Origin of the sequence: Streptomyces sp. NBC_00154 (genome assembly GCF_026342835.1) — a bacterium.
Classification (GTDB): Bacteria; Actinomycetota; Actinomycetes; order Streptomycetales; family Streptomycetaceae; genus Streptomyces.
Genome location: NZ_JAPEMI010000001.1, coordinates 113856 through 138756, shown reverse-complemented (window position 1 = coordinate 138756; position 24901 = coordinate 113856). Strand labels below are relative to the sequence as shown.

At 70.3% G+C, this 24901-nt stretch carries 22 protein-coding genes and 1 pseudogene; 16 read left to right on the top strand and 7 right to left on the bottom strand.

All coding sequences use genetic code 11. The annotated features are described in order from the left end of the window. Positions 1-17 precede the first annotated feature (17 nt). The 3 genes from OHA03_RS00645 to OHA03_RS00635 all read left to right on the top strand — a co-directional run bounded on the left by OHA03_RS00645 (position 18) and on the right by OHA03_RS00635 (position 3382). On the top strand, positions 18-1070 hold the full coding sequence (locus OHA03_RS00645) for an oxidoreductase (RefSeq protein ID WP_266999655.1): 1053 nt from the start codon (positions 18-20) through the stop codon (positions 1068-1070). 94 nt (positions 1071-1164) lie between these two features. Further along, positions 1165-1698, top strand: coding sequence for a TrmH family RNA methyltransferase (locus OHA03_RS00640; protein WP_266999653.1), 534 nt, complete (start codon positions 1165-1167; stop codon positions 1696-1698). 46 nt (positions 1699-1744) lie between these two features. After that, positions 1745-3382 (top strand): ABC-F family ATP-binding cassette domain-containing protein, encoded by a 1638-nt coding sequence (locus OHA03_RS00635; RefSeq protein ID WP_266999651.1) that lies wholly within the window; start codon positions 1745-1747, stop codon positions 3380-3382. A gap of 194 nt (positions 3383-3576) precedes the next feature. On the opposite strand, the gene OHA03_RS00630 is transcribed toward OHA03_RS00635, so the two are convergent. Both OHA03_RS00630 and OHA03_RS00625 read right to left on the bottom strand, forming a co-directional pair. Further along, complete coding sequence (locus OHA03_RS00630) at positions 3577-5985, bottom strand: Tex family protein (RefSeq protein WP_266999649.1); 2409 nt, start codon at positions 5983-5985, stop codon at positions 3577-3579. 142 nt (positions 5986-6127) lie between these two features. After that, a complete protein-coding gene (locus tag OHA03_RS00625; RefSeq protein WP_266999647.1) occupies positions 6128-6991 on the bottom strand; it encodes a hypothetical protein in 864 nt (287 codons plus the stop codon). A 134-nt stretch (positions 6992-7125) separates the two neighbouring features. On the opposite strand from OHA03_RS00625, the gene OHA03_RS00620 reads away from it, so the two are divergent. Together OHA03_RS00620 and OHA03_RS00615 are read left to right on the top strand one after the other, a co-directional pair. Then, positions 7126-8094, top strand: a complete 969-nt coding sequence (locus OHA03_RS00620) for a GlxA family transcriptional regulator (RefSeq protein ID WP_266999645.1) — start codon at positions 7126-7128, stop codon at positions 8092-8094. 10 nt (positions 8095-8104) lie between these two features. Further along, entirely contained in the window at positions 8105-8740 is a 636-nt protein-coding gene (locus OHA03_RS00615; protein WP_266999643.1) for a DJ-1/PfpI family protein, read from the top strand. 20 nt (positions 8741-8760) lie between these two features. Here OHA03_RS00615 and OHA03_RS00610 read toward each other — a convergent pair whose 3' ends face one another. Then, positions 8761-9525: an enoyl-CoA hydratase/isomerase family protein gene (locus OHA03_RS00610; RefSeq protein ID WP_266999641.1), complete on the bottom strand. Its 765-nt coding sequence runs from the start codon at positions 9523-9525 to the stop codon at positions 8761-8763. 81 nt (positions 9526-9606) lie between these two features. Between OHA03_RS00610 and OHA03_RS00605 the strand changes: the two are divergent. Beyond that, positions 9607-10199 (top strand): annotated as a pseudogene (locus tag OHA03_RS00605) (HdeD family acid-resistance protein). Positions 10200-10363: 164 nt separating this feature from the next. Beyond that, positions 10364-10819 carry an ATP-binding protein gene (locus OHA03_RS00600; RefSeq protein WP_030979770.1) on the top strand — a complete coding sequence of 152 codons (456 nt, stop codon included), beginning with the start codon at positions 10364-10366 and terminating at the stop codon, positions 10817-10819. A gap of 63 nt (positions 10820-10882) precedes the next feature. Here OHA03_RS00600 and idi read toward each other — a convergent pair whose 3' ends face one another. The 4 genes from idi to galE all read right to left on the bottom strand — a co-directional run bounded on the left by idi (position 10883) and on the right by galE (position 15223). Next, positions 10883-11476, bottom strand: a complete 594-nt coding sequence (idi, locus tag OHA03_RS00595; protein WP_266999638.1) for an isopentenyl-diphosphate Delta-isomerase — start codon at positions 11474-11476, stop codon at positions 10883-10885. A 149-nt stretch (positions 11477-11625) separates the two neighbouring features. Further along, positions 11626-12921 (bottom strand): bifunctional class I SAM-dependent methyltransferase/N-acetyltransferase, encoded by a 1296-nt coding sequence (locus OHA03_RS00590; RefSeq protein ID WP_266999635.1) that lies wholly within the window; start codon positions 12919-12921, stop codon positions 11626-11628. A gap of 211 nt (positions 12922-13132) precedes the next feature. After that, entirely contained in the window at positions 13133-14074 is a 942-nt protein-coding gene (locus tag OHA03_RS00585) for a cation diffusion facilitator family transporter (protein ID WP_266999633.1), read from the bottom strand. A 165-nt stretch (positions 14075-14239) separates the two neighbouring features. Continuing rightward, the gene (gene galE / locus OHA03_RS00580) at positions 14240-15223 is read right to left on the bottom strand and encodes a UDP-glucose 4-epimerase GalE (RefSeq protein WP_266999631.1); all 984 of its coding nucleotides are present in this window, start codon (positions 15221-15223) and stop codon (positions 14240-14242) included. Between the two features lie 476 nt (positions 15224-15699). On the opposite strand from galE, the gene OHA03_RS00575 reads away from it, so the two are divergent. The 9 genes from OHA03_RS00575 to hpnD all read left to right on the top strand — a co-directional run bounded on the left by OHA03_RS00575 (position 15700) and on the right by hpnD (position 24860). Further along, positions 15700-17310, top strand: coding sequence for a DUF5941 domain-containing protein (locus tag OHA03_RS00575; protein WP_266999629.1), 1611 nt, complete (start codon positions 15700-15702; stop codon positions 17308-17310). Next, positions 17307-18044 (top strand): phosphocholine cytidylyltransferase family protein, encoded by a 738-nt coding sequence (locus OHA03_RS00570; RefSeq protein ID WP_266999627.1) that lies wholly within the window; start codon positions 17307-17309, stop codon positions 18042-18044. Before OHA03_RS00575 ends, OHA03_RS00570 begins: the two co-directional genes overlap by 4 nt. Beyond that, positions 18032-19093: an iron-containing alcohol dehydrogenase family protein gene (locus OHA03_RS00565; protein WP_266999625.1), complete on the top strand. Its 1062-nt coding sequence runs from the start codon at positions 18032-18034 to the stop codon at positions 19091-19093. Before OHA03_RS00570 ends, OHA03_RS00565 begins: the two co-directional genes overlap by 13 nt. Further along, positions 19071-19850: a CDP-alcohol phosphatidyltransferase family protein gene (locus tag OHA03_RS00560; protein WP_266999623.1), complete on the top strand. Its 780-nt coding sequence runs from the start codon at positions 19071-19073 to the stop codon at positions 19848-19850. The genes OHA03_RS00565 and OHA03_RS00560 overlap by 23 nt, the downstream gene beginning before the upstream one ends. Next, positions 19847-20731: a glycosyltransferase family 2 protein gene (locus tag OHA03_RS00555; RefSeq protein WP_266999621.1), complete on the top strand. Its 885-nt coding sequence runs from the start codon at positions 19847-19849 to the stop codon at positions 20729-20731. Before OHA03_RS00560 ends, OHA03_RS00555 begins: the two co-directional genes overlap by 4 nt. 106 nt (positions 20732-20837) lie before the next feature. Further along, on the top strand, positions 20838-21767 hold the full coding sequence (locus OHA03_RS00550) for an ABC transporter permease (RefSeq protein ID WP_266999619.1): 930 nt from the start codon (positions 20838-20840) through the stop codon (positions 21765-21767). Then, the gene (locus tag OHA03_RS00545) at positions 21760-22545 is read left to right on the top strand and encodes an ABC transporter ATP-binding protein (RefSeq protein ID WP_266999617.1); all 786 of its coding nucleotides are present in this window, start codon (positions 21760-21762) and stop codon (positions 22543-22545) included. The genes OHA03_RS00550 and OHA03_RS00545 overlap by 8 nt, the downstream gene beginning before the upstream one ends. Positions 22546-22989: 444 nt before the next feature. After that, positions 22990-23910, top strand: a complete 921-nt coding sequence (gene hpnC / locus OHA03_RS00540) for a squalene synthase HpnC (RefSeq protein ID WP_267007876.1) — start codon at positions 22990-22992, stop codon at positions 23908-23910. A gap of 29 nt (positions 23911-23939) precedes the next feature. Then, the gene (gene hpnD, locus OHA03_RS00535) at positions 23940-24860 is read left to right on the top strand and encodes a presqualene diphosphate synthase HpnD (protein ID WP_267007875.1); all 921 of its coding nucleotides are present in this window, start codon (positions 23940-23942) and stop codon (positions 24858-24860) included. The last annotated feature ends 41 nt before the right edge of the window (positions 24861-24901 follow it).

The following is a 24901-nucleotide window of genomic DNA, read 5'->3' as shown; positions in this document are numbered from 1 at the left end:
CCGGGAATACTCGGGTCATGTCTGCCGAGTACGCGACCTTCGGCCTTGCGCCGGCGATGCGAGCCGGTGGAGTCCTCGCCCATGGCGACTATCAGGTGCACCGGGACTTCATGGACTTCATCGTCGACGGCCGCCCGCTGCTGTTCCAGCTCACCGACCTCGACGCCGTGTCCCCGCTCGCCTCCGACGTACCGCCCGCGATCTTCACCGCGCATGTGCGGCGCCTGCTCCTCGAAGTGGAAGCCCCGCTCGCCGACGGGCGCTACGTGATCTACGGCTGCCCCGAGTGCGAGAGCCTCGAATGCGGGGCGGTCACCGCTGTCATCGAACGCGACGGCGTCGACATCGTCTGGCGCGACTTCGCCTGGCAGACGTACGAGACCGTCGACCTGGAGCAGAGCGGCTACCACGGCATAGGGCCGTTCCGCTTCGACGGCTTCCAGTACCGGCAGGAACTGGAACGACTGCTTCCGCCCGTGTCGGCGGAGGGCTCCGAGCCGGGGCCGGACGTGCCCGCCGGGCGCCGCGTCCTGCTGATCGGCGCCCGCGTCGCCGTACTCGCCAAGCTCGCCTCCGCACTCCGCGCCATCGGGATCGGTGCCGACATCACCGCCGACGTCGCCCAGGTGTCGCCCGACGAGCTCCGTGGCTACCGTGCCGTGGCCTTCGGCCGTGCGATCACCGAAGACGAACGCGCCGCAGTGCGGCAGTCATTCACCCGGGCCGGTGCGGACGTCGCCTACGTCGACGGCCTCGCCCCGGTCATCCCCGTGCTGGTCGCCCAGATCGAACATGCCCTGGACCGCAGCGCACCCGCCCAGCGCCGTCTGGTCCGGCTGGCGGCGGCGGACGGCACGGCCGGAGTCCACGTCACCTCGTCCTGCCGGGTCAGCCTCGTCGCGTACCGCCTGGACCGGCTGTACCGCACCCACACCCAGGAGGTCTTCGACGGCGTACTGGAACCGGGCGAGCACCGAATTCCGCTGGACGCACGGGCGGTGAAGGGGCAATCCTTCATCGTGGCGCGCACCATGGGGAGCGTGCTGGTCGCACCGATGGTGCACCACTGAGCTGGAAGTCGATGGCCCCGGCGAGCCGCCAATCGCCGCACACGATGCCTCGTACGCACCACCACTCGTCCGGGAGGTCCGCCTCCGAGCCGCGATGAGCGGCGACCGGAGCGGGCCCGCGATCCGTACCCGTACCCGCACGGAACTCCGCCGCACCCGGCGCCCGCGCGTACACTCCTGCTGGGACCACCTCTACGCCGCTCCGCTCTGGCCGCTGCACGGCGCGAATCTCGGCACCCTGGCCCGCACCTGTGACGCCGTCGGCGCCTGCCTCACCGTGCCCCGCCACCCGTGGGTGCCCGAGGCCCTGGCCCGCGGCAACACCCTTCGCAAACCCCTCTGCACCCACTGGACCGGCGATCCCCTCGGCTGGCTGCGGAAACAGCGCGAGCGCGGTCTGCGGATCGTCGGTGTCGAACTGGCCGACGAGGCGATCCGCCTCGCCGACCTGCCCGCGGCCCGCGGCCCGACCGTGATGGTCCTCGGCCACGAACAGCAGGGCATCCCTCCCGAAGCCCTGGATCTCCTCGACACCTGCGTCGAGATCCCGATGATCGGCACCGGCGCCAGCCTGAACGTCGCCGTGGCGGGATCCCTCGCCCTCTACCGACTGGCCGGCCTGCTCTGACACCCGTCGAGGGCGAGGCCGGGCGCCGATTAGGATCGGGACCCTGATGACTGCCACTCTCGTCGCCAAGGACCTCGCCGCCGGACACGGCGACCGCACACTCTTCGCCGGGCTCGACCTCGTCGTCGCGCCCGGCGACGTGATCGGTCTCGTCGGAGTCAACGGAGCCGGAAAATCGTCGCTGCTCCGGCTGCTCGCCGGGCTCGACCGGCCGGAGGAGGGCGAGCTGCGGCTCTCCCCGCCCACCGCCACCGTCGGCCACCTCCCGCAGGAGCCGGAGCGGCGCCCGGACGAGACCGTGCGGGAGTTCCTCGCCCGCCGGACCGGTGTCGCCGACGCCCAGGCGGCGATGGACGCCGCGACGCAGGCCCTGGTCGACGAGGCGCCGGGCGCCGACGACGCGTACTCCGACACCCTCGAACGCTGGCTGGCCCTCGGCGGCGCCGACCTGGACGAGCGTGCCGAGGAGATCGCCGCCGACCTCGGTCTGACCGTCGGCCTCGACCTGCCGATGACCGCACTCTCCGGCGGCCAGGCCGCCCGCGCCGGACTCGCCTCGCTGCTCCTGTCGCGGTACGACATCTTCCTGCTCGACGAGCCCACCAACGACCTCGACCTGGACGGCCTGGAGCGCCTGGAGCGGTACGTCTCCGGGCTGCGCGCAGGCACCGTTGTGATCAGCCACGACCGCGAGTTCCTGATGCGCACGGTCACCAAGGTCCTCGAACTCGACCTCGCCCAGCAGCAGATCAACCTGTACGGCGGCGGTTACGCGGCCTACCTGGAGGAGCGCGACCGCGCCCGCCGGCACGCCCGCGAGGAGTTCGAGGAGTACGCCGACAAGCGCACCGCCCTCGAGGGGCGGGCACAGATGCAGCGCGGCTGGATGGACAAGGGCGTCAAGAACGCCCGCCGCAAGGCCACCGACTCCGACAAGATCGGCCGCAAGTTCCGCAGCGAGGCGAGCGAGAAGCAGGCCGCGAAGGCCCGGCAGACCCAGCGCATGATCGAACGGCTCGATGTCGTCGACGAACCGCGCAAGGAATGGGAGCTGCGGATGGAGATCGCGACGGCCCCGCGTTCCGGTTCGGTCGTCGCGACGCTGCGTGACGCACAGGTCGTACGCGGCGATTTCGCGTTCGGTCCGGCGTCGCTGCAGATCGACTGGGCGGACCGGGTGGCGATCACCGGCGCCAACGGAGCCGGTAAGTCCACCCTCCTCGCCGCGCTGCTCGGCCGCCTCCAGCTGGACTCGGGTCATGCGACGCTCGGCTCGGGCGTGGTGGTCGGCGAGGTGGACCAGGCACGGAAGCTGTTCCACGGCTCGGAGTCGCTGCTGGAGGCGTTCTGCGCGGCCGTCCCGGACACCGAACCCGCCGAAGTCCGCACGCTGCTCGCCAAGTTCGGGCTGCGCGCGGACCATGTGATGCGCCCCGCGACGACGCTCTCCCCGGGCGAACGAACCCGCGCGGCACTGGCCCTCCTCCAGGGCCGGGGCGTGAACCTCCTGGTCCTGGACGAGCCCACGAACCACCTCGACCTGCCCGCGATCGAGCAGCTGGAATCGGCGCTCGACTCGTACACCGGGACGTTGCTGCTGGTCACGCATGACCGGCGGATGCTGGAGGCGGTGCGGACGACGAGGCGCGTCGAGGTGGCGGCGGGCAGGGTGACCGAGGCCTGACGGCCTTCCGGGGCTCCGCCCCGGCCCCGGGTCTCAATCGCCGGCGACGCCCGGATGATGTCGCCGGACGGGCTGGGCTTTCCCGCCCGGACGGGCACCTTCAGCCCGTCCGGCGTTCGAGACCCGGTTTCGGGAAGGGACGGGGTGGGGTGGGGGTAGCTCGCTCGGCGGAGCGCCCCCCACCCGCGCCGCCGTCAGCGCTTCTTCCCGCCCTGCTTCGGATCCGCCAGTCCCGCCCGCCGCAGCGCATCCGCCATCGCACTGTTCACCGGCGCCGGCGCCGGACGGGCAGAGGCACCGCCACCACGCCGCTCGCGGTCCTGACCGCCCTGGCTCTGGCCCTGCCGCTGCCGCGGCGGCCGGCCACCCTGACCGCCCCGCTCAGCCCGCTCCCGCTTCGCCCCGCCGCCCTGAGGCGCCGCCCCCGCCGACGCCTCGTCGTCCAACCGCAGCGTCAGCGAGATCCGCTTCCGCGGGATGTCGACGTCCATCACCTTGACCTTCACGATGTCGCCCGGCTTCACCACATCCCGAGGGTCCTTCACAAAGGTCTTCGACATCGCCGATACGTGCACCAGACCGTCCTGGTGGACGCCGATGTCCACGAACGCCCCGAACGCGGCAACGTTCGTGACGACCCCTTCCAGCACCATCCCGGACACCAGATCGCCGATCTTCTCGACGCCCTCCTTGAAGGTGGCGGTCTTGAACGCCGGCCGCGGGTCGCGCCCCGGCTTCTCCAGCTCCTTGAGGATGTCCGTGACCGTCGGCAGACCGAATTTCTCGTCCACGAAGTCGTCGGCCCGCAGCGACCGCAACACTCCCGTGTTGCCGATCAGCGAAGCGACGTCACTGCCCGTCCTCTTCACCATCGCCCGCACCACCGGGTACGCCTCCGGGTGCACGCTCGACGCGTCCAGCGGGTCGTCGCCCCGGATCCGGAGGAAGCCCGCGCACTGCTCGTACGCCTTCGGGCCGAGCCGCGCCACATCCTTCAGCGCCTTCCGGGACCGGAAGGGGCCGTTCGCGTCCCGGTGCGTGACGATGTTCTCCGCGAGGCCGGAGCCGATGCCCGAGACCCGCGAGAGCAGCGGCGCCGACGCGGTGTTGACGTCGACACCGACGCCGTTCACACAGTCCTCGACAACCGCGTCCAGCGAACGCGACAGCTTCACCTCGGACAGATCGTGCTGGTACTGGCCGACACCGATCGACTTCGGGTCGATCTTCACCAGTTCGGCCAGCGGATCCTGCAGGCGCCGAGCGATGGACACCGCGCCGCGCAACGACACGTCCATGTCGGGGAGTTCCTGCGAGGCGAAGGCCGAGGCCGAGTAGACCGAGGCGCCCGCCTCGGACACCATCACCTTGGTGAGCTTCAGCTCCGGGTGTTTGTCGCACAGCTCACCGGCGAGCTTGTCCGTCTCGCGGGACGCGGTGCCGTTGCCGATCGCGATCAGGTCGACGGAGTGCTCCCTCGCCAGCCGCTCCAGCTTGGCCAGCGACTCGTCCCACTTGTTCGCCGGGACGTGCGGGTAGATCACGTCCGTCGCCACGACCTTGCCCGTCGCATCGACGACCGCGACCTTCACCCCGGTACGGAAGCCGGGGTCGAGCCCCAGCGTGGCCCGCGTCCCGGCCGGCGCGGCGAGCAGCAGATCGCGCAGGTTCGACGCGAAGACCCGTACCGCCTCGTCCTCCGCCGCCGTACGCAGTCGCAGCCGCAGATCGATCCCGAGGTGGACGAGGATCCGGGTCCGCCACGCCCAGCGCACGGTGTCGCCCAGCCACTTGTCGCCGGGGCGGCTGCGGTCGGCCACGCCGAAGCGGCGGGCGACCATGTTCTCGTACGTCGACGGGCCCGGCTCGGCCGACGGCTCCTCCGGCTCCAGGACCAGGTCGAGAACGTCCTCCTTCTCGCCCCGGAGCATCGCGAGCACCCGGTGCGAGGGCAGCGCGGTGAACGGCTCGGCGAAGTCGAAGTAGTCGGCGAACTTCGCGCCGGCCTCCTCCTTGCCGTCCCGCACCTTCGCCGCCAGCCGCCCGCGGGACCACATGCGCTCGCGCAGCTCGCCGATCAGATCCGCGTCCTCCGAGAAGCGCTCGGCCAGGATGGCGCGGGCGCCCTCCAGCGCCGCCGCCCCGTCCGCGACGCCCTTGTCGGCGTCCACGAAGGCAGCCGCCGCGGCGAGCGGCTCGACCGACGGGTCGGCCAGCAGCCCGTCGGCGAGCGGCTCGAGCCCCGCCTCCCGGGCGATCTGCGCCTTCGTCCGCCGCTTCGGCTTGAACGGCAGATAAATGTCCTCAAGGCGGGCCTTGGTGTCGGCCGCCCGGATCTGCGCCTCCAGGGCCTCGTCCAGCTTGCCCTGCTCGCGAACGGAGTCGAGGATCGCGGTACGCCGGTCCTCCAGCTCCCGCAGATACCGCAACCGCTCCTCGAGCGTGCGCAGCTGCGCGTCGTCGAGCATCTCGGTCGCTTCCTTGCGGTAGCGCGCGATGAACGGCACGGTCGACCCGCCGTCGAGCAGCTCGACGGCCGCCTTCACCTGCCGCTCGCGTACGCCGAGCTCCTCGGCGATCCTGCCTTCGATGGACGTCGTCACGGTTTCTACCGACTCGCCTTCTCGTACTGGCTGTGCTTACCGGGGGCCAGGGCACGCCGTGCCGTGGCTCCTTCGCCAGCATTGTGCCGCGTGGTCGGGCGCCGTGTCGCCCGACCACCCCGTTTGTCGACCGGTCGGCGGCTCAGCCCTTGCCGATCAGATCGGCCGGGAACGCACCCTCCGAGGCCGCCGTGAACAGGAACCCGCGCGCCAGCTCGGTCAGCCGCGCCACGCCCTCCGCGCCGAGATGCTCGTACGGTGCCGCGTCCATCCGGTCGGTGACGTCCTCCAGCTCCGCGCGCAGCGCCACGCCGGCCTCGGTCAACTCGCCCTCGCCGTCGAGCAGTCCACGGCCGCGCAGCCGCTCGGTCGCGTCCTCCCAGTCGGTGCGGCGCCAGCCGCGGGTGGCGAGAACCCAGCGAGGCGACATGCCCTTGCCGGTTGCGGTGTGGCTGGCCAGGGCCTCGACCGGGTCGAGACCGGCGGCGACGAGCGCGGCGAGATGGCCGTCGCCGCGGTGTTCGCGCAGCAGTGTCGCGGCATGCCAGTACGCCAGGTGCGGCTGCTCGGGCACGGGCAGATCGGCGTGGGCGGCGTACAACGGCCGGGCGTGTCGGGTGCATGCCTCGGCGGCGCGCAGCGCCAGCTCCGCCGCCTCCGCCAGTTCGGGGGAGTCGATGATCTCCGGGCCGAGCAGCCGGCGCAGCGTCGAGTCGACGGCGCGCAGCCGGGCGTCCAGGACCGCCTCCGGCGAGGCGACGGACCACACCGCGGGCAGGTGTCGGGCGACGAGCTCGTGGTTGAAGTTGTAGAAGGTCGCGGTGACGGTGCCCGGTCCGACAGCTCCCAGCGCCGCCCCGCGTGCGGCGAAGTAGGCGGCATTCGAGTCGTCGATGCCGAGCTCTCCGAGCTCCTTGCCGAGGTCGGGGGAGAAGTAGACCGTCGAGTGCAGCGGGTTGACGGCGTTGTGGCAGCGGCGTCCGGCGAGCGGCGGCAGAGTACTCATGCCCGCACGTTACCGACTGGTCGGTACGTGATGGAACCCCGGGGGCGAGGTCCGGTCCGCACGGATCCCGGATGGCAGGAAAGGTGGGTTGTTCGTCATTGCGGCCATCTTCGCGGCCTACAAGGATGGACGACATGACGCAGCGATCCGTACTCGTCGTCCTCTTCGACGGCGTCCAGAGCCTCGATGTGACCGGGCCCATGGAGGTCTTCGCGGGGGCTGCCCGCTTCCCGGGCGTCACGTACGACCTGCGTACCGCCTCTCTGGACGGCGCACCGGTCCGCACGAGCGTCGGACTCACTCTCGTACCGGACAGCAGCCTCGCCGACGCGGAACCGCCCCACACCCTCCTCGTCCCCGGCGGCCAGGGCACCCGTACTCCGGACCCGGCACTCGTCGACTGGCTGCGGGTACACGCCCCGCACGCCGAGCGGCTCGTCTCGGTCTGCACCGGAGCCCTGCTGCTCGCGGAGGCGGGACTGCTGGACGGGCGCCGGGTGACCACGCACTGGGTGGTCGCCGAGCACCTCGCCCGCACCTATCCGGCCGTCGAGGTCGACCCGGACCCGATCTTCGTACGTGACGGGAAGCTGGCCACGTCCGCCGGTGTCACCGCGGGCATCGATCTCTCCCTCGCTCTCGTCGAGGAGGACTTCGGCAGGCAGATCGCGCTCACCGTCGCCCGGCACCTCGTCGTCTTTCTGCGGCGGCCGGGCAACCAGGCCCAGTTCAGTGCGCAGCTCACCTCGCAGATCGCCTGCCGTGAACCACTGCGCGAGGTCCAGCACTGGATCACCGGGCACCCCGGTGACGACCTCTCCGTCGAGGCGCTCGCCGCCCGCGCCCGCCTCTCGCCCCGCCATTTCGCCCGCGCCTTCCAGGCCGAGACGGGGCAGACACCGGGCCGGTATGTCGACCGTGTCCGGCTCGAACACGCCCGGCGGCTCCTGGAGGACACCACCGACGGGGTCGCCCAGATCGCGCACGCCTGCGGGTACGGCACCCCGGAGGGGATGCGCCGCGCCTTCATCAGGACCCTCGGCACCGCGCCCGCCGAGTACCGGCGGCGGTTCCGCCCCCAGCCCATGACCAGCACCAGCTGAAAGGCTTGCCATGCAGATCGCCATCGTTCTCTTCGACCGCTTCACGGCACTCGACGCCGTCGGCCCCTACGAAATCCTCTCCCGCACCCCCGGCGCCGAGACCGTCTTCGTCGCCGAGCGGACCGGCCCGGTGCGCAACGACAGCGGCAGCCTCGCGCTCGTTGCGGAACGGACCCTCGTCGACGTACCCGCCCCGGATCTGGTGATCGTCCCCGGCGGCCCCGGCCAGAGCGCCCAGATGGAGAACGAGACGCTGCTCGGCTGGCTGCGCGCCGCCGATGCCGGCAGCACCTGGACGACCTCTGTCTGCACCGGCTCGCTGCTGCTCGCCGCGGCCGGTCTGCTGGAGGGGCGGCGGGCCACCTCGCACTGGCTCGCCCTGGACGTCCTGAAGACGTTCGGCGCCGAGCCGACCGGCGAGCGCGTCGTCATCGACGGCAAGTACGTCACGGCCGCCGGCGTATCGTCCGGCATCGACATGGGGCTCACCCTGCTCGGCCGGATCGCCGGCGACGAGCACGCCCAGGCCGTACAGCTGCTGACGGAGTACGACCCCCAGCCGCCGTACGACGCGGGGTCACCGGAGAAGGCGCCGGCCGCGCTCGTCGAGGAATTCCGCGCCAAGAGCCGCTTCATCCTTCGCTGAGAGCTGTCCCGGTCCGACGCTCAGGTCGTCCAGGTGAAGCGCGGTGCCCGCCGCTCCAGAAAGGCGGCGACACCCTCCGCGGTGTCGCCGCTGCGGCGCGCCTGCTCCGCCCAGTACGCGTCCCGGTCCTCACGTCCCGCGGCGAACTCCTTCGCCGCCGCCTGCGTCAGCTGCGAGCGCGAGGCCAGGATCCGTACGTACGACTCCACCCGCTTGTCCAGCTCACCGGCCGGCACCACCTCGTCCACCAGACCGGTCCGCAGCGCGCGCTCCGTCCCGATCAGCTCGCCGGAGAACAGCAGATGCTTTGCCGCGGCGGGGCCGATCAGCGCGACCAGCCGCCGGGTCGACGACGCGGCATAGACGATCCCCAACTTGGCCGGGGTGACGCCGAAGGACGCGCCCTCCTCGGCGAACCGCAGATCGCAGGCGGCCGCCAGCTGGCTGCCGCCGCCCACGCAGAAGCCGCGCACGGCGGCGAGTGTCGGCCGGGGAAAGGCCGCCAGAGCCTCCTCGGCCGTCACGGCGAGCGCCTGCGGATCGTAGTCCGGATCGCCCGCCCGGTCCCGGAGCGAGGAGATGTCCGCACCCGCACAGAAGGTGTCACCGGCGCCGGTCAGGACCAGGGCGCGCACGGCGGGGTCGGCGGCCAGCCGCTCCAGCAGTGCGGGCAGCGCCTGCCACATCGCGGCCGTCATCGCGTTGCGCTTGGCCGGGTTGCTGATCACGACGGTGGCGACGCCGTCCGCGACGGTGTGCTTCAGCTGCGGTTCCTCACGGTCCATGCGCCGGATGCTATCCGTACTGTTCGAACCTATGATCAAGAAGGGGTCGCGAAGCAGGCACGCACCGTGAGGAGCTGTCGGATGGCCGATCCCGCAGTCCGGAGCAGGAAGCTGAGCCGCAGTTTCGGCCTGCTCGCCCTGCTCGGTGCCCTTCTCGTCGTGGCGGGCCTGTCGGCCTCGTCTACACCGGAGTCGCGACCCTCACTTCCATGATCCTCTTCGGCTGGCTGCTGCTGATCGGCGGCCTGGTCGGCCTGCTCCATGCGATCCAGTCGCGCGGCACCAACTACTTCTGGCTGGGTGTCGTGGTCGCCGCGCTGAACATCGCCGCCGGAGTCGTCGTCATCCGTCATCCGCACGGCACGGCCGAGGCGCTCACCATGTTCGCCGCGCTGCTCTTCCTGACCGGTGGGGTGTTCCGGTTGGTGGGGAGCGTCGTGGTGCGCGGGCCGCAGTTCGGCTGGACGCTGCTGCAGGGCGCCTTCGGTCTGCTGCTCGGGCTGCTCGTGCTCTTCGACTGGCCGCACAGCAGCCTCTATGTGCTCGGCCTGTTCTTCTCGCTCCCGCTGCTCTTCGACGGTCTCGGCCTGATCGCGATCGGGGTGGGCGGCCGCCGCATCGTCTCGTTGGTCTCGGATCGGACGGTGACCGAGGAGCTGCCGGACAAGCCGTAGAAGAAGATCAGAAACAGTCTGAGAAGTGACGTCGTCCTACTTGATCGATCAAATTCTGTCGATAAGGATCGACTTTTGTTCAGTAGTACGGTCCGGACCAACCACTCCCCGCACTCTGTACTCGACGTGCAGTGACCAATGAGTCGAGAGCGGGTGCCGGAACTATGGAGAGCCGCGGGAGTGTCCCGGCCCGGCCCGTGTCGTACGAAGGGGTCTGGCGCTTCACCGCGCCTGCCGTCGACGTCTCCGTACCGCAGGCCAGGCACGCCGTACGCGATCTGTTGAACCGCCAGGGCGTGCCGATGGACGAGGACATCGCCCAGGGCCTGCTGCTCATCGTTTCCGAGCTGGTCACCAACGCGGTGAAGCACGCCGCGCTGCTCTCCCCGGAGCTCGCCGTGGAGGTGGCCGTCGGCGCCGAATGGGTCAGGGTGTCCGTGGAGGACAACCATCCGTACCGGCCGACCGCCCTGGAGACGGACTACGCGCAGACCGGTGGGCGCGGGCTGCTGCTGGTCCGGGAGATCACGCTCGAAGCGGGCGGCACCTGCGACGTCGAACACACCGCCGCCGGCGGCAAGATCATCTGGGCGGCGCTGCCGCTGAGCGCGAAGCTCTGACCGCCCGTACCCGCCCCGATCCGCCGCGGCCCGTGCCGCCGACCCTGTCCCGCCGGTCTGCTGCTACCAGCCCGCGGACGGGCCGGTCAGCTCCCGGATCGCCGGGCGAGCCGCATCGAGCACCGTCATGAACCAGGCCGAGAACGGCGCCTCGTCATGCCGCTTCGCCAGCTCGTCGGCGGTCACGAACGCCGTCTCGCCGATTTCCTCCGGGTCCGGCCGCAGCTGTGCCTGTACCAGCCCCACGAAAAGGTGGTTGAACTCCTGCTCCACCAGCCCGGATGCCGGGTCGGGGTGGTTGTAGCGGACGGTGCCGGCCTCGGCAAGCAACGACGGTGAGATCCCGAGCTCCTCGTACGTACGCCGGGCGGCAGCGGCGAAGGGCGCCTCGCCCGGATACGGGTGACCGCAGCAGGTGTTCGACCAGACACCGGGGGAGTGGTACTTGCCGAGCGCACGACGCTGCAGCAGCAGCCGGCCCTGCTCGTCGAAGAGGAACACGGAGAACGCGCGGTGCAGTTGACCGGGTGCCTGGTGGGCGGCGAGCTTCTCCGCAGTGCCGATGGTGGTGCCGTTCTCGTCGACCAGTTCGAGCATGATCGCTTCTGCTGCGCCGTTCGACGAGCTGTTCGCCGCGGTGGCTGGTGTGGTCGGCATACCCATCCTTCGCTATGGTCCCCGGCACCGTGCGCCGGTCCCCTCGAGTCTGCTCAAGTCTGCCGTACAAAAGCGGCTTGTCGGTACTTCGGGTCCTGGCATGTCCGGCCCCACCGCACTGTACGGATGCGGTGGGACCGGACCACGCTTCAGACCCCGAATGCCGCCGGATACTGGATCATGCCCTGCGGCACCGGCGTGGAATCGTCGAGCACCAGAGCCATCATCGCCTCGTCCGGTACGTCGAAGCCCGGACGGATCCCGTACCGGGAAGCCGGTACGAAGCCGAACCTCGGGTAGTACTCGGGATGCCCGAGCACCAGCACGAGCCGTTCGCCCCGCAGCCGGGCCTCATCCAGCACGGCCCGCACCACCGCCTGACCGGCCCCCTCGCGCTGCCGGTCAGGGACGGTCGCCACGGGTGCCAGTGCCAGCGCCGGCACGTCACCGACCCGGCACCGGGTCAGCAGCGCGTACGCGGCGATGTCACCGTCCGCCCCGTCCTGCGCGACGTACGACAGGCCGGGCAGCCAGGCCTCCGGATCGGCCCGCAGCGCGTCGACGAGACGGGCCTCGTCCGGTGTCGGGAACGCGGCGGCGTTGACCGCGTGCACGGCCTCGATCTCCGCCGCCGTCTCCGGCCGGGTGGTCCATCGGGGGTCGGCGGGACGCAGGGCGTACGCGGCGTAGCCGTACTCCCTGCCGTGGTCGCGGCGCATGGCCAGTTCCGCACGGGTGGACGCGACCGCCCACGCCATGCCGGGCGCCGAAGGATCGGCGGCTTCGACATGCCGGGCGAGCGGCACGTAGTACTCGTCCCAGTCGCTGTCGGGTTGCACCCGCACCCCGAGGACGTGATAGCCGGCCGCGACGGCCGCCGCGGTCTGCGCGGCCACCGGGAGCATCGGGCCGTCCTGGTCCCAGAAGGCGCGCGCCTCGTCCGACGGCTCGTCCGTCGTCCAGACGCAGTGACTGAGGACCAGTGAGCCCCCCCGGGCGAGCAGCCGCTTCCAGTCCCGCAGCGCGGTGTCGAAGCCGATGATGTACGCGGACCCCTCGGCCCAGACGAGATCGAACGACCCGTCCGGGAGGTCCGGTGTGCCGGGGCCGGAGAGCTTGCCCATATCGGCCCGGACGGTACGGATCCGGTTGCCGAGCCCGCGCGCCTCGGCAGCCACCCGCAGCTCGTCGAGGAACGGCTGGTGGGTGTCGACGGCTGTCACTTCGGCACCTGCCTCGGCGGCGAGCAGCAGTGCGGCCCTGCCGGGGCCGCAGCCCAGATCGAGGACGCGCGGACGGTGCGGCAGCGGGCCGGTGAGGGCGAGCATCTGCCGGGTGGTGGCGTCGGAGCCGGGGCTCTGCCGGGGCAGGTTGTGGTGCAGGGAGAAGAACGCCTCGTAACGAACGGCGTGATCGTCACGAACGGCGTGATCGTTGTCGGTCAACGTGGGAAACCCTTGAGTGAGAGGGCTCCGGCCAACGTCGCGACTCGGCGTGAGTCGGGGTGCTAGCCGGGAACCCGGGAGCTGAAGAAGGACCGGATGCTGCGCCGGTCAGGCGCCGTCGCGACGGTCATCAACCTCAGCTCCTCTCTCAGACACGGGCGAGGCTCGAATGCCTCTGGGGGGACCCTACACCCGTCCCCCCAGGGGCCGTTCAGTGACAGAGCTTGGCCTCGTGCTCCGCATGACCGATGGGTTCGAGCTGGAATGTGCAGTGCTCGACATCGAAGTGGACGCCGAGGCAGCCCTGCAGTTCGTGCAGCAGCTTCTCGTGCCCCACCGAGTCGAGCAGTTCCTGGTGCACCACCACATGGGCGGAGAGCACCGGCATGCCCGAGGTGATGGTCCAGGCGTGCAGGTCGTGGACGTCCAGCACTCCGGGCAGGGCGGTGATGTGGGCCCGTACCTCTCCCATGTCGACACCCTTCGGGGCCGACTCCAGCAGCACATTGAGTGTCTCCCGGAGCAGCTTCACCGTGCGGGGGACGATCATCAGGCCGATCAGCAGCGAGGCGATCGGGTCGGCGGCCTGCCAGCCGGTGGCCAGGATGATGCTCGCCGAGACGAGCACGGTGACCGATCCGAGCGCGTCCGCCAGCACTTCCAGATAGGCGCCGCGCACATTGAGGCTCTCCTTCTGTCCGCGCATCAGCAGCGACAGGGAGATCATGTTGGCGACGAGGCCGACCAGCGCGAAGACGATCGTCAGGCCGCCCCGGGTCTCGGTCGGTGTGATGAAGCGCTCGACCGCCTCGAACAGCAGATAGCCGCCGACCCCGAGCAGCAGCAGACAGTTGGCCAGGGCGGCGAGGATCTCCGCCCGGGCGTAGCCGAAGGTGAGGTTGAGTCCGGCCGGCTTGTTGGCGAAGTGGATCGCCAGCAGCGCCATGCCGAGCCCCAGTGCGTCGGTCGCCATATGGGCGGCGTCGGCGATCAGCGCCAGCGAGTCCGAGAGCAGACCGCCGACGATCTCCAGGACCATCACGGTGAGCGTGATGCAGAGAGCGACCCGCAGTCGCCCCTTGTACGCGGCGGCCGCGGTACCGGTCGGCGGCGGCCCGCCGTGTGTGTGCCCGTGATCGTGCCCAGCCCCCATGGGGACGCCTCCGGTCGTTTCGCGGACCCGGGCCCGTACCGGCCCGAGAAGGCCAGTGAACTACGGGTGGGGGGTATCCGGCAACACGGTACTGAACACCGTTGTCAACTGCTCTGACCTGCGGAAACGGTCGCAGGTCAGAGCAGTTGGGCGGTCATGCGCGGGTCATGTGCCGAGCGCCTGGGGGTGGCGCAGGCACCAGCCCTCCCAGGCCGACTCGACCATCTCCCGCACCCCGCGCCGGGCCGTCCAGCCCAGCTCCTCGGACATCCGCGTGGCGGAGGCGACGGCCCTGGCCGCGTCGCCGGGCCGGCGCGGCTCGGTCTCCGGCTTGATGTGGTGGCCGGTGATCTCGCCCACCAGATCGGCGAGCTCGCGCACCGAGACGCCCTCGCCGCGGCCGACGTTCACGGTCAGGTCCGCGGGACCGCCCCGCTCGCTCAGTCTGCGGGCCACCGCGAGATGGGCGTCGGCGAGGTCGGCGACATGGATGTAGTCGCGAATGCAGGTACCGTCCGGCGTCGGATAGTCGTCGCCGAAGATCCGCGGGGCCTCGCCGCGGGTCAGCCGGTCGAAGAACATCGGAATGACATTGAAGACACCGGTGTCCGACAGTTCCGGTTCGGCCGCTCCCGCCACATTGAAGTAGCGCAGACAGCCGGTGGACAGGGAGTGCGCCTTCCCGGCCGCCCGGACCAGCCATTCCCCGGCGAGCTTCGTCTCACCGTACGGATTGATCGGGGTGCAGGGGGTCTCCTCGGCGATCAGCTCCGCGTCCGGTACGCCGTACACCGCGGCTGAGGAGGAGAAGACGAAACGCTGCACACCGGCCGCGACGACGGCCTCGAGCAGAACCGCGAGCCCCGAGACGTTCTCCCGGTAGTAGAGCAGCGGCTTCTCGACGGACTCTCCGACCTGCTTCTTCGCTGCGAGATGCACCACACCGGTCACGGCGTGCTCGGCGAGCACCCGGTCGAGCAGTGTGCGGTCGGCGGCCGAGCCGCGGACCAGCGGTACATCGGCCGGGAGCCGCTCGGGAATGCCGGTGGAGAGGTCGTCCAGGACGACCACCCGCTCCCCGGCGCCCGTCATGGCACGCACCACATGTGCCCCGATATATCCCGCTCCGCCTGTGATCAGCCATGTCATGTCTGTCACCCTAGGTCCATGCCGCCGCGGTCATCGGCCGAGGCCGCCGCGGTTTGTCGGGCGAGGCAGGGATCGACGATGATGATCGCGCGCGGCGCCGCATGATGGCGGCCCACCCCGAACGGAACATAAACGGGCGGTGAACTCCCACTTCCGTTCATCAGATAGCCTCTGCCGACGTGCCGCCGGCCCGCATCCGGGCCGCACTGTCGCGCGCCGACCCTGTCAGCACCAAGGAGTGAGTTCGTCTGTCGACCGCCATCCTCACCGGTGCGCCGGTACCCGGGTCGTCGCTCGAGGACGATCTGAGGTCACTGGGCTTCGACGTACAGGCCGCCGCTGATGTCACCGAAGCCGCGGAGCTGCTCGCCGCGGCTCCCGCCGACGCCCGTGTCGCCCTGGTCGATCCCCGCTTCGTCGGGCATGTCCACGCCCTCCGGCTCGGACTGACCGACCCCCGCTTCCCCGCCGTCACCGTGCCCGGTGCACTCACCGCGCAGCCTGAGGTGCGTGCCGCGCTCGTCCAGGCCCTGCGCAGCACCGCTGCGGCAGTCGGCGCGGGCATCCCTGTGGGACGGGCCGGCGGCACGGACACCGTGCCCGTCACCGACCGCACCGTGCCCGGCCGCATCGCCGTCGCACTGGAGGCCGAGGGCACCGCCGTACAGCGGCCCGAGCTCGGCTCGCTCGTCGCCGCCGTCCCCGCCGACCAGGCCGCCCGCGCCACCGCGCAGTCCGCCGTGGCCGCGGTCGACGACGAGGCGGTACGGCTGCGCAGCGCCGTGAAGGCCCGCGACGGCTTCTTCACCACGTTCTTCATCAGCCCGTACTCGCGCTACATCGCGCGCTGGTGCGCGCGCCGCGGCCTCACCCCGAACCAGGTCACCACCGCCTCCCTGCTCACCGCGCTGATCGCGGCGGGCTGCGCGGCCACCGGCAGCCGCGGCGGTTACATCGCCGCAGGGCTGCTGCTGCTCTTCTCGTTCGTCCTGGACTGCACCGACGGGCAGCTCGCCCGTTACTCGCTGCAGTACTCGACGATGGGCGCCTGGCTGGACGCCACGTTCGACCGCGCCAAGGAGTACGCGTACTACGCGGGACTCGCCCTCGGCGCCGCCCGCAACGGCGACGACGTGTGGGCGATCGCGCTCGGCGCGATGGTGCTGCAGACCTGCCGCCATGTCGTCGACTTCTCGTTCAACGAGGCCAACCACGACGCGGTCGCCAATTCGAGCCCGACGGCAGCGCTCTCCGACAAGCTCGACAGCGTCGGCTGGACGGTCTGGCTGCGCCGGATGATAGTGCTGCCGATCGGTGAGCGGTGGGCGATGATCGCCGTGCTGACCGCGCTGACCACCCCGCGGATCGTCTTCTACGCCCTGCTGGTCGGGTGCGCCGTCGCGGCCTGCTACACCACCGCCGGCCGCCTGCTGCGTTCGCTGACCCGCAAGGCGCAGCGCACCGACCGGGCCGCCGGGGCGCTCGCCGACCTCGCGGACTCCGGGCCGCTGGCCCAGTTCGTGGCGGCGCGGGGACCCCGTATTGGGAGCGGCTGGGCCGCACCGGCGGCAGCCCTCGTCGGCGCGCTGGCCCTGGTCGCCGCCGCCTTGACGCAGCCGTTCGGCAGCCGGCAGATGATCGTCGCCGCGGTCTTCTACGCGGTCTGCTCAGGTGTCGCCGTGGCCCGCCCGCTCAAGGGCGCACTCGACTGGCTCGTACCCCCGATATTCAGGGCGGCGGAGTACTGCACGATCCTTGCTCTGGCCGCCCGCAGCGATGTCGATCAAGCCCTTCCTGCGGCTTTCGGGCTGATTTCGGCCGTTGCCTACCATCACTACGACACGGTGTACCGCATTCGCGGGGGCACCGGCGCGCCGCCCCGGTGGCTGGTGCGGACGATCGGTGGGCACGAGGGCCGGACCTTGGTGGTGGCCGTACTCGCCGCCGTATTCACTCAGCATTCAGGCTTCACCGTGGCACTCACCGCTCTCGCAGTGGCCGTGGCACTGGTGGTGCTTGTCGAGTCCATCCGTTTCTGGGTCTCCTCCGGAGCACCTGCCGTTCACGACGAAGGAGAACCCGCATGATCGGCCTCGTACTCGCAGCCGGTGCCGGACGGCGTCTGCGCCCCTACACCGACACGCTTCCGAAGGCCCTCGTGCCGGTCGACGGCGAGAAGACCGTGCTCGACCTCACGCTGGCCAACTTCGCGGAGATCGGCCTCACCGAGGTCGCGATCGTCGTCGGCTACCGCAAGGAGGCCGTCTACGAGCGCAAGGCTGCGCTCGAGGCGAAGTACGGTCTGACGCTCACCCTCGTCGACAACGACAAGGCCGAGGAGTGGAACAACGCCTACTCCCTGTGGTGCGCCCGTGACGTGCTCGCACGAGGCGTGATCCTCGCCAACGGCGACACCGTGCACCCGGTCTCCGTCGAGAAGACGCTCCTCGCCGCCCGCGGCAACGGCCAGAAGATCATCCTCGCCCTCGACACGGTGAAGAACCTCGCCGACGAGGAGATGAAGGTCATCACCGACGGCGACAAGGGCGTGCGGCGCATCACCAAGCTGATGGACCCGGCCACCGCGACCGGCGAGTACATCGGCGTCACCCTGATCGAGCCCGAGGCCGCCGCAGAGCTGGCCGACGCCCTGAAGGCGACGTTCGAGCGCGACCCCGACCTGTACTACGAGGACGGCTACCAGGAGCTCGTCAACCGCGGCTTCACCGTCGACGTGGCCGCCATCGGCGACGTGACGTGGGTCGAGATCGACAACCATGACGACCTCGCGAAGGGCCGTGAGATCGCATGCCAGTACTGAGCCGGCTCATTCCGTCACCGGTCGTCGTCGACATCCGGCGCGGAGCGCTGGACGATCTGGCGGCCCTCCTCGCCGACCAGCGGATCTCCGCCTCCGGCAAGCTCGCCGTCGCGATCAGCGGCGGTTCCGGCCTGGCCCTGCGTGAACGGCTCGCCCCGGCGCTGCCCGGCGCCCACTGGTTCCAGGTCGCCGACGGCACGATCGACTCGGCGGTCAAGCTCGCCGACGACATCAAGGGCGACCGGTACGACGCGGTGGTCGGCCTCGGCGGCGGCAAGATCATCGACGTGGCGAAGTACGCCGCGGCGCGCGTCGGCATGCCGATGGTCGCGGTCGCGACGAACCTCTCGCACGACGGTCTCTGCTCGCCGGTCGCGACCCTGGACAACGACAACGGCCGGGGCTCGTACGGCGTCCCCACCCCGATCGCCGTCGTCATCGACCTCGACATCATCCGTGAGGCGCCCACCCGCTATGTGCGCTCCGGCATCGGCGACGCGGTCTCCAACATCTCGTGCGTGGCCGACTGGGAACTCGCCCACAAGGTCAACGGCGAGGAGATCGACGGACTCGCCGCGGCCATGGCCCGGCAGGCCGGCGAGGCCGTGCTGCGCCACCCCGGCGGGGTCGGCGACGACTCCTTCCTGAAGGTGCTGGCCGAGGGCCTGGTGCTGACCGGCATCTCCATGTCGGTCGCAGGGGACTCCCGGCCGGCCTCCGGCGCCTGCCACGAGATCAACCACGCCTTCGATCTGCTGTATCCCAAGCGCGCCGCCAGCCACGGCGAACAGGTCGGCCTCGGCGCCTGCTTCGCCATGCACCTGCGGGGCGCGCGGGACGAGTCGCTGCTCATGGCGGCCGCCCTGCGCCGCCACGGGCTGCCGGTCCTGCCCGACGAGATCGGCTTCACCGCCGACGAGTTCGTCCAGGCCGTCGACTACGCCCCGCAGACGCGCCCGGGACGCTTCACGATCCTGGAACACCTCAACCTGTCCACCGACCAGATCAGGGACGCGTACGCCGACTATGCCAAGACCATCCGTAGCTGAACTCCGTCCGGTCGTTCACCCTCCGGGCGTCAAGGACCGGCGCAGCGGCGAACACTGGGCGGGCCGGCTCTACATGCGTGAACTCTCACTGCGTGTGGACCGGTATCTGGTGAACACCAGGGTGACACCCAACCAGCTGACCTACCTGATGACCGTCGCCGGCGTGCTCGCCGCTCCGGCCCTGCTCGTCCCGGGTATCCCCGGCGCGCTGCTCGGGGTTCTCATGGTCCAGCTCTACCTGCTGCTCGACTGCGTCGACGGTGAGCTGGCGCGCTGGAAGCAGCAGTTCTCCCTGGGCGGCGTCTACCTGGACCGTGTCGGCGCCTATCTCTGCGACGCGGCCGTGCTGGTCGGCTTCGGCCTGCGCGCCGCCGACCTGTGGGGCGGCGGACGGATCGACTGGCTCTGGGCCTTCCTGGGTACGCTCGCGGCCCTGGGCGCCATCCTGATCAAGGCGGAGACCGACCTCGTCGGGGTCGCACGTCACCAGGGCGGGCTGCCGCCGGTCAAGGAGGCCGCGTCCGAGCCGCGCTCGTCCGGCATGGCGCTCGCCCGCCGGGCCGCCGGTGCGCTCAAGTTCCACCGGCTGATCCTGTGCGTCGAGGCGTCACTGGTGATTCTGGTCGCGGCCGTCCTGGACTCGGTCAGGGACGATCTCTTCTTCAGCCGCCTCGCGATAGCGGTCCTGGCAGGCATCGCCCTGCTGCAGACCCTGCTCCACCTCGTGTCGGTCCTGGCATCGAGCAGGCTGAAGTGAGTACCCCCATGAAGCTCGGCGCGGTCATCATCACGATGGGAAACCGTCCTGACGAGCTGCGCGCCCTCCTCGATTCGGTCGCCAAGCAGGACGGCGACCGGATCGAGACGGTGGTCGTCGGCAACGGCGCCCCCGTCCCGGACGTTCCCGCGGGCGTCCGGACGGTCGAGCTCCCCGAGAACCTGGGCATCCCCGGCGGCCGCAACGTCGGAATCGAGGCCTTCGGCCCGTCCGGCGCCGACGTCGACGCCCTGCTCTTCCTCGACGACGACGGACTGCTGCCGCTGACCGACACCGCCGAGCTGTGCCGGCAGGCGTTCGAGCAGGACCCGAAGCTGGGGATCATCAGCTTCCGGATCGCCGACCCGGACACCGGTGTCACTCAGCGCCGGCACGTCCCACGGCTGCGCGCCGCCGACCCGATGCGCTCGTCGCGGGTGACGACCTTCCTCGGCGGTGCCAATGCCGTCCGGACCCGGGTCCTCGCCGAGGTCGGCGGGCTGCCGGGCGACTTCTTCTATGCGCACGAGGAGACCGATCTCGCCTGGCGGGCGCTGGACGCCGGCTGGATGATCGACTATCGCGCCGACATGGTCCTCAACCATCCGACCACTGCTCCGTCGCGGCACGCGGTTTACCATCGCATGGTGGCCCGTAACCGGGTCTGGCTGGCACGCCGCAATCTGCCCGCACCACTGGTGCCGGTCTACCTCGGCGTCTGGCTGCTGCTGACCCTGCTCCGCAAGCCCTCGGGTCCCGCCCTCAAAGCGTGGTTCGGCGGCTTCCGGGAAGGCTGGGCGAAGTCCTGCGGACCGCGCCGTCCGATGAAGTGGCGTACGGTATGGCGGCTGACCAGACTCGGCCGACCTCCCGTGATCTGAGAAGCTCTCCTCTGAGAGCATGAGGCGTATTTTTTCTTTACGGGACCTGTCCGCCTGAACCGCGCCCGCGACTGGCTGCGCATCTTGAATACGAGAGTTTCATCTGGTGAGTGACACAACCCATGATGGTGCGGTCGCGTTGAGCACCCCGCCATCCGCCGACGACGGCCTGAGCGCCGCCGAGAGGGCCGGAAAGTACGGCCTGACGGTGAGCGGAGCCCGGCCCGGGCTGTTCGAGTACGTGCAGCAGCTCTGGGGGCGCCGCCACTTCATCATGGCGTTCTCCCGGGCGAAGCTGACCGCCCAGTACAGCCAGGCCAAGCTCGGCCAGCTGTGGCAGGTGGCCACGCCGCTGCTCAACGCCCTGGTCTACTTCTTGATCTTCGGGCTGATTCTGGGCACGAGGAAGGGAATGCCCCAGGAGGTTTTCATCCCCTTCCTGGTGACGGGCGTCTTTGTCTTCACCTTTACCCAGAGCTCGGTGATGGCGGGCGTACGGGCGATCTCCGGAAACCTCGGACTGGTGCGCGCACTGCATTTCCCGCGCGCCTCGCTGCCCATCTCGTTCTCGCTGCAACAGCTCCAGCAGCTGTTGTACTCGATGATCGTGATGGCGGTCGTGGTGGTCGGCTTCGGCAGTTATCCGTCGCTGTCCTGGCTGCTGATCGTTCCCGCGCTGGTCATGCAGTTCGTCTTCAACACCGGTCTCGCCCTGATCATGGCCAGGCTCGGCAGCAAGACCCCGGACCTGGCCCAGCTGATGCCGTTCGTCATGCGCACCTGGATGTACGCGTCCGGTGTCATGTTCTCCATCCCGGTGATGCTCCGGGACAAGCCGGAGTGGATCGCCAGGGTGCTGCAGTACAACCCGGCGGCCATCTACATGGACCTGATCCGCTTCGCGCTGATCGATGGGTACGGCTCCGAGAACCTGCCGCCGCACGTGTGGATCGTCGGGCTCGCCTGGGCGGCCTTCATCGGCGTCGCGGGCTTTGTGTACTTCTGGAAGGCAGAGGAACGGTACGGCCGTGGCTGAGGACAACACTTCGGGGCGCGTCCCCACCGTCATCGCCGACGATGTGCACATCGTGTACCGGGTCAACGCAGGCGGCGGGGGCAAGGGCAGTGCCACCGCGGCGCTGAGCCGGATACTGCGCCGCGGCAAGGGTGAGGCGCGCGGAGTCCGGAAGGTGCACGCCGTACGCGGCGTCTCCTTCACCGCCTACCGGGGCGAGGCCATCGGTCTCATCGGCTCCAACGGCTCCGGCAAGTCGACCCTGCTGCGGGCCATCGCCGGTCTGTTGCCGACCGAGCACGGCAAGGTGTACACGGACGGCCAGCCGTCGCTGCTCGGTGTGAACGCGGCGCTGATGAGCGATCTGACCGGCGAGCGGAACGTGGTGCTGGGCGGGCTCGCGATGGGTATGACGCGCGAGGAGATCCGCGACCGCTACCAGGGGATCGTCGACTTCTCGGGCATCAACGAGAAGGGCGACTTCATCACCCTGCCGATGCGGACGTACTCCTCCGGTATGGCCGCCCGGCTGCGCTTCTCCATCGCCGCCGCCAAGAAGCACGACGTGCTCATGATCGACGAGGCGCTGGCCACCGGCGACCGCAAGTTCCAGATCCGCTCCGAGAAGCGCATCCGCGAGCTGCGCAAGGAAGCGGGCACGGTCTTCCTGGTCAGCCACAGCAACAAGTCCATCAGGGACACCTGCGACCGGGTGCTGTGGCTGGAAAAGGGCGAGTTGCTGATGGACGGCCCCACCGACGAGGTCCTCAAGGCGTACGAGCGGGAGACCGGGAAGTAACACCCCCACCGCTCTCCGACACCGCAGCGGCCTCTGCCGGAGTACTCCGGCAGAGGCCGCTGCCGTGTCCGGACCGTGGACGCCGTGGGGGCGCGCGCCGCGTCGGCGCACGCCCGGGGAAGATCTCCTCCCGCCGGATGACGTCAATTTCCTTGCACACGGGGAAGGTTGGCGGAGAACGCAGCGTTGTTGTAATGCGCGCTACACCCTGGCGTATGCCTGGGCGTTGTACAACGTAAGCTGTACCGGTGCTGATTCGTGGCAAGTGGGCCGATACCGCCTGGGTGCACCGCCCGTAGGCGGTCCTCCGCACTCGGGAGAGCGGGCGGCGTGTCCGGAATGGGATATTTTGGGTCAGCAGTGTAGAACGGGAGATGTGACGGCAATGACGGAAAATCTCCAGCTCCGAGGTGTATATGCCGTCCCCGCGCCGGACGGTCAGTGGTGACCCGTACCCGGCAGGCGCGCCATGACGCCGCTGTGCCCGCCACGCTCGACAAGGCCGCGGACGAGAACTTTCCCGTGGCCCCTTTCTTCCTGCCACGCGCCTGGCGTAACGATCTGATGGCGGTGTACGGCTACGCCCGCCTGGTCGACGACATCGGTGACGGCGATCTCGCCCCCGGCGGCGCCGACGCCCGCCACCTCGGGCTGGAACCTGCGCAGAGCGATGACCGGCTCGCGATGCTCGATGCGTTCGAGGCGGACCTGCACCGCGTCTTCGACACCGCGGGCGACGGCCCGCACCACCCGCTGCTGCGTGCGCTGCGCCCCACCGTGCGGCGCTGCTCCCTCACGCCCGAGCCGTTCCTCGGGCTCATCGAGGCCAACCGGCAGGACCAGAAGGTCCGGCGGTACGGGACGTACGAGGAGCTCCTCGCCTACTGCGAACTCTCAGCCAACCCGGTCGGCCGCCTGGTTCTCCAGATCACCGGCACCGCGAGCCCCGAGCGGATCCGGCGTTCCGACGCCGTCTGCACCGCCCTGCAGATCGTCGAGCATCTCCAGGACGTCACCGAGGACCTCGGCCGCGACCGGATCTATCTGCCGGCCGACGACATGGCCGGGTTCCATGTCACCGAGGCCGACCTGGCAACCCCCTCCGGGGGCGCATCGGTGCGCGCACTGGTTGCATACGAAGCAGAACGCGCCCGGAACCTGCTGAATGAAGGCACCCCCTTGGTGGGTAGCGTCCACGGCAGGCTCAAGCTGCTTCTCGCCGGATTTGTGGGAGGGGGGCGTGCCGCCCTCACCGCGATCGCGGCCGCCGGGTTCGATGTACTGCCCGGACCGCCCAAGCCCACCAAGCCCAGCTTGCTGCGCGAGGTGGGAGTTGTCTTGCGAAGAGCGCGTAGAGAGGGGTGAGCCGGACCGTGGAGGGACAGACGACGTACATGTCGGCGCCGGTACAGGCCGCATACAGTTACTGCGAGGCCGTCACCGGACAGCAGGCGCGTAACTTCGCGTACGGAATCAGGCTGCTGCCTGCCGAGAAGCGGCAGGCCATGTCGGCGTTGTACGCCTTCTCCCGCCGGGTCGACGACATCGGCGACGGCGAGCTGGAGCCGGAGACCAAGCGGCTCCGGCTGGAGAGCACCCGCACGCTGCTGGACCGGATCCGGGACGGCGCGATCGATGAGGACGACACCGACCCGGTGGCCGTCGCGATCGCCGACGCCGCGAGCCGGTTCCCGCTGCCGCTGGGCGGGCTCGACGAGCTGATCGACGGCGTGCTCATGGACGTGCGCGGCACGACGTACGAGACGTGGGACGACCTCAAGGTCTACTGCCGGTGTGTCGCAGGGGCCATCGGCCGGCTCAGCCTGGGCGTTTTCGGTACGGAACCGGGCGCACCCGGCGCGGACCGCGCCGCGGAGTACGCCGACACGCTCGGTCTCGCCCTGCAGCTGACCAACATCCTGCGCGACGTCCGCGAGGACGCGGGCAACGGGCGTATGTATCTGCCCGCCGACGACCTCGCCAAGTTCGGCTGTTCCACCGGCTTCCACCGGGCCACCCCGCCGCCCGGCTCCGACTTCGCCGGCCTGGTCCACTTCGAGGTGCGGCGCGCCCGCACCCTCTTCGCCGAGGGCTACCGGCTGCTGCCGATGCTGGACCGCCGCAGCGGCGCCTGTGTGGCCGCCATGGCCGGTATCTACCGCCGCCTGCTCGACCGGATCGAGCGCGACCCCGAGGCGGTGCTGCGCGGCCGGGTGTCGCTGCCGGGCCACGAGAAGGCGTACGTCGCGGTGCGCGGCCTGTCGGGTCTGGACGCGCGGTACATCTCGCGCCGGACGGCCCGGGGGCGCGTCTGATGCGTAATGCAGATATCTTGCGCAGCATGTGCATCACGGCC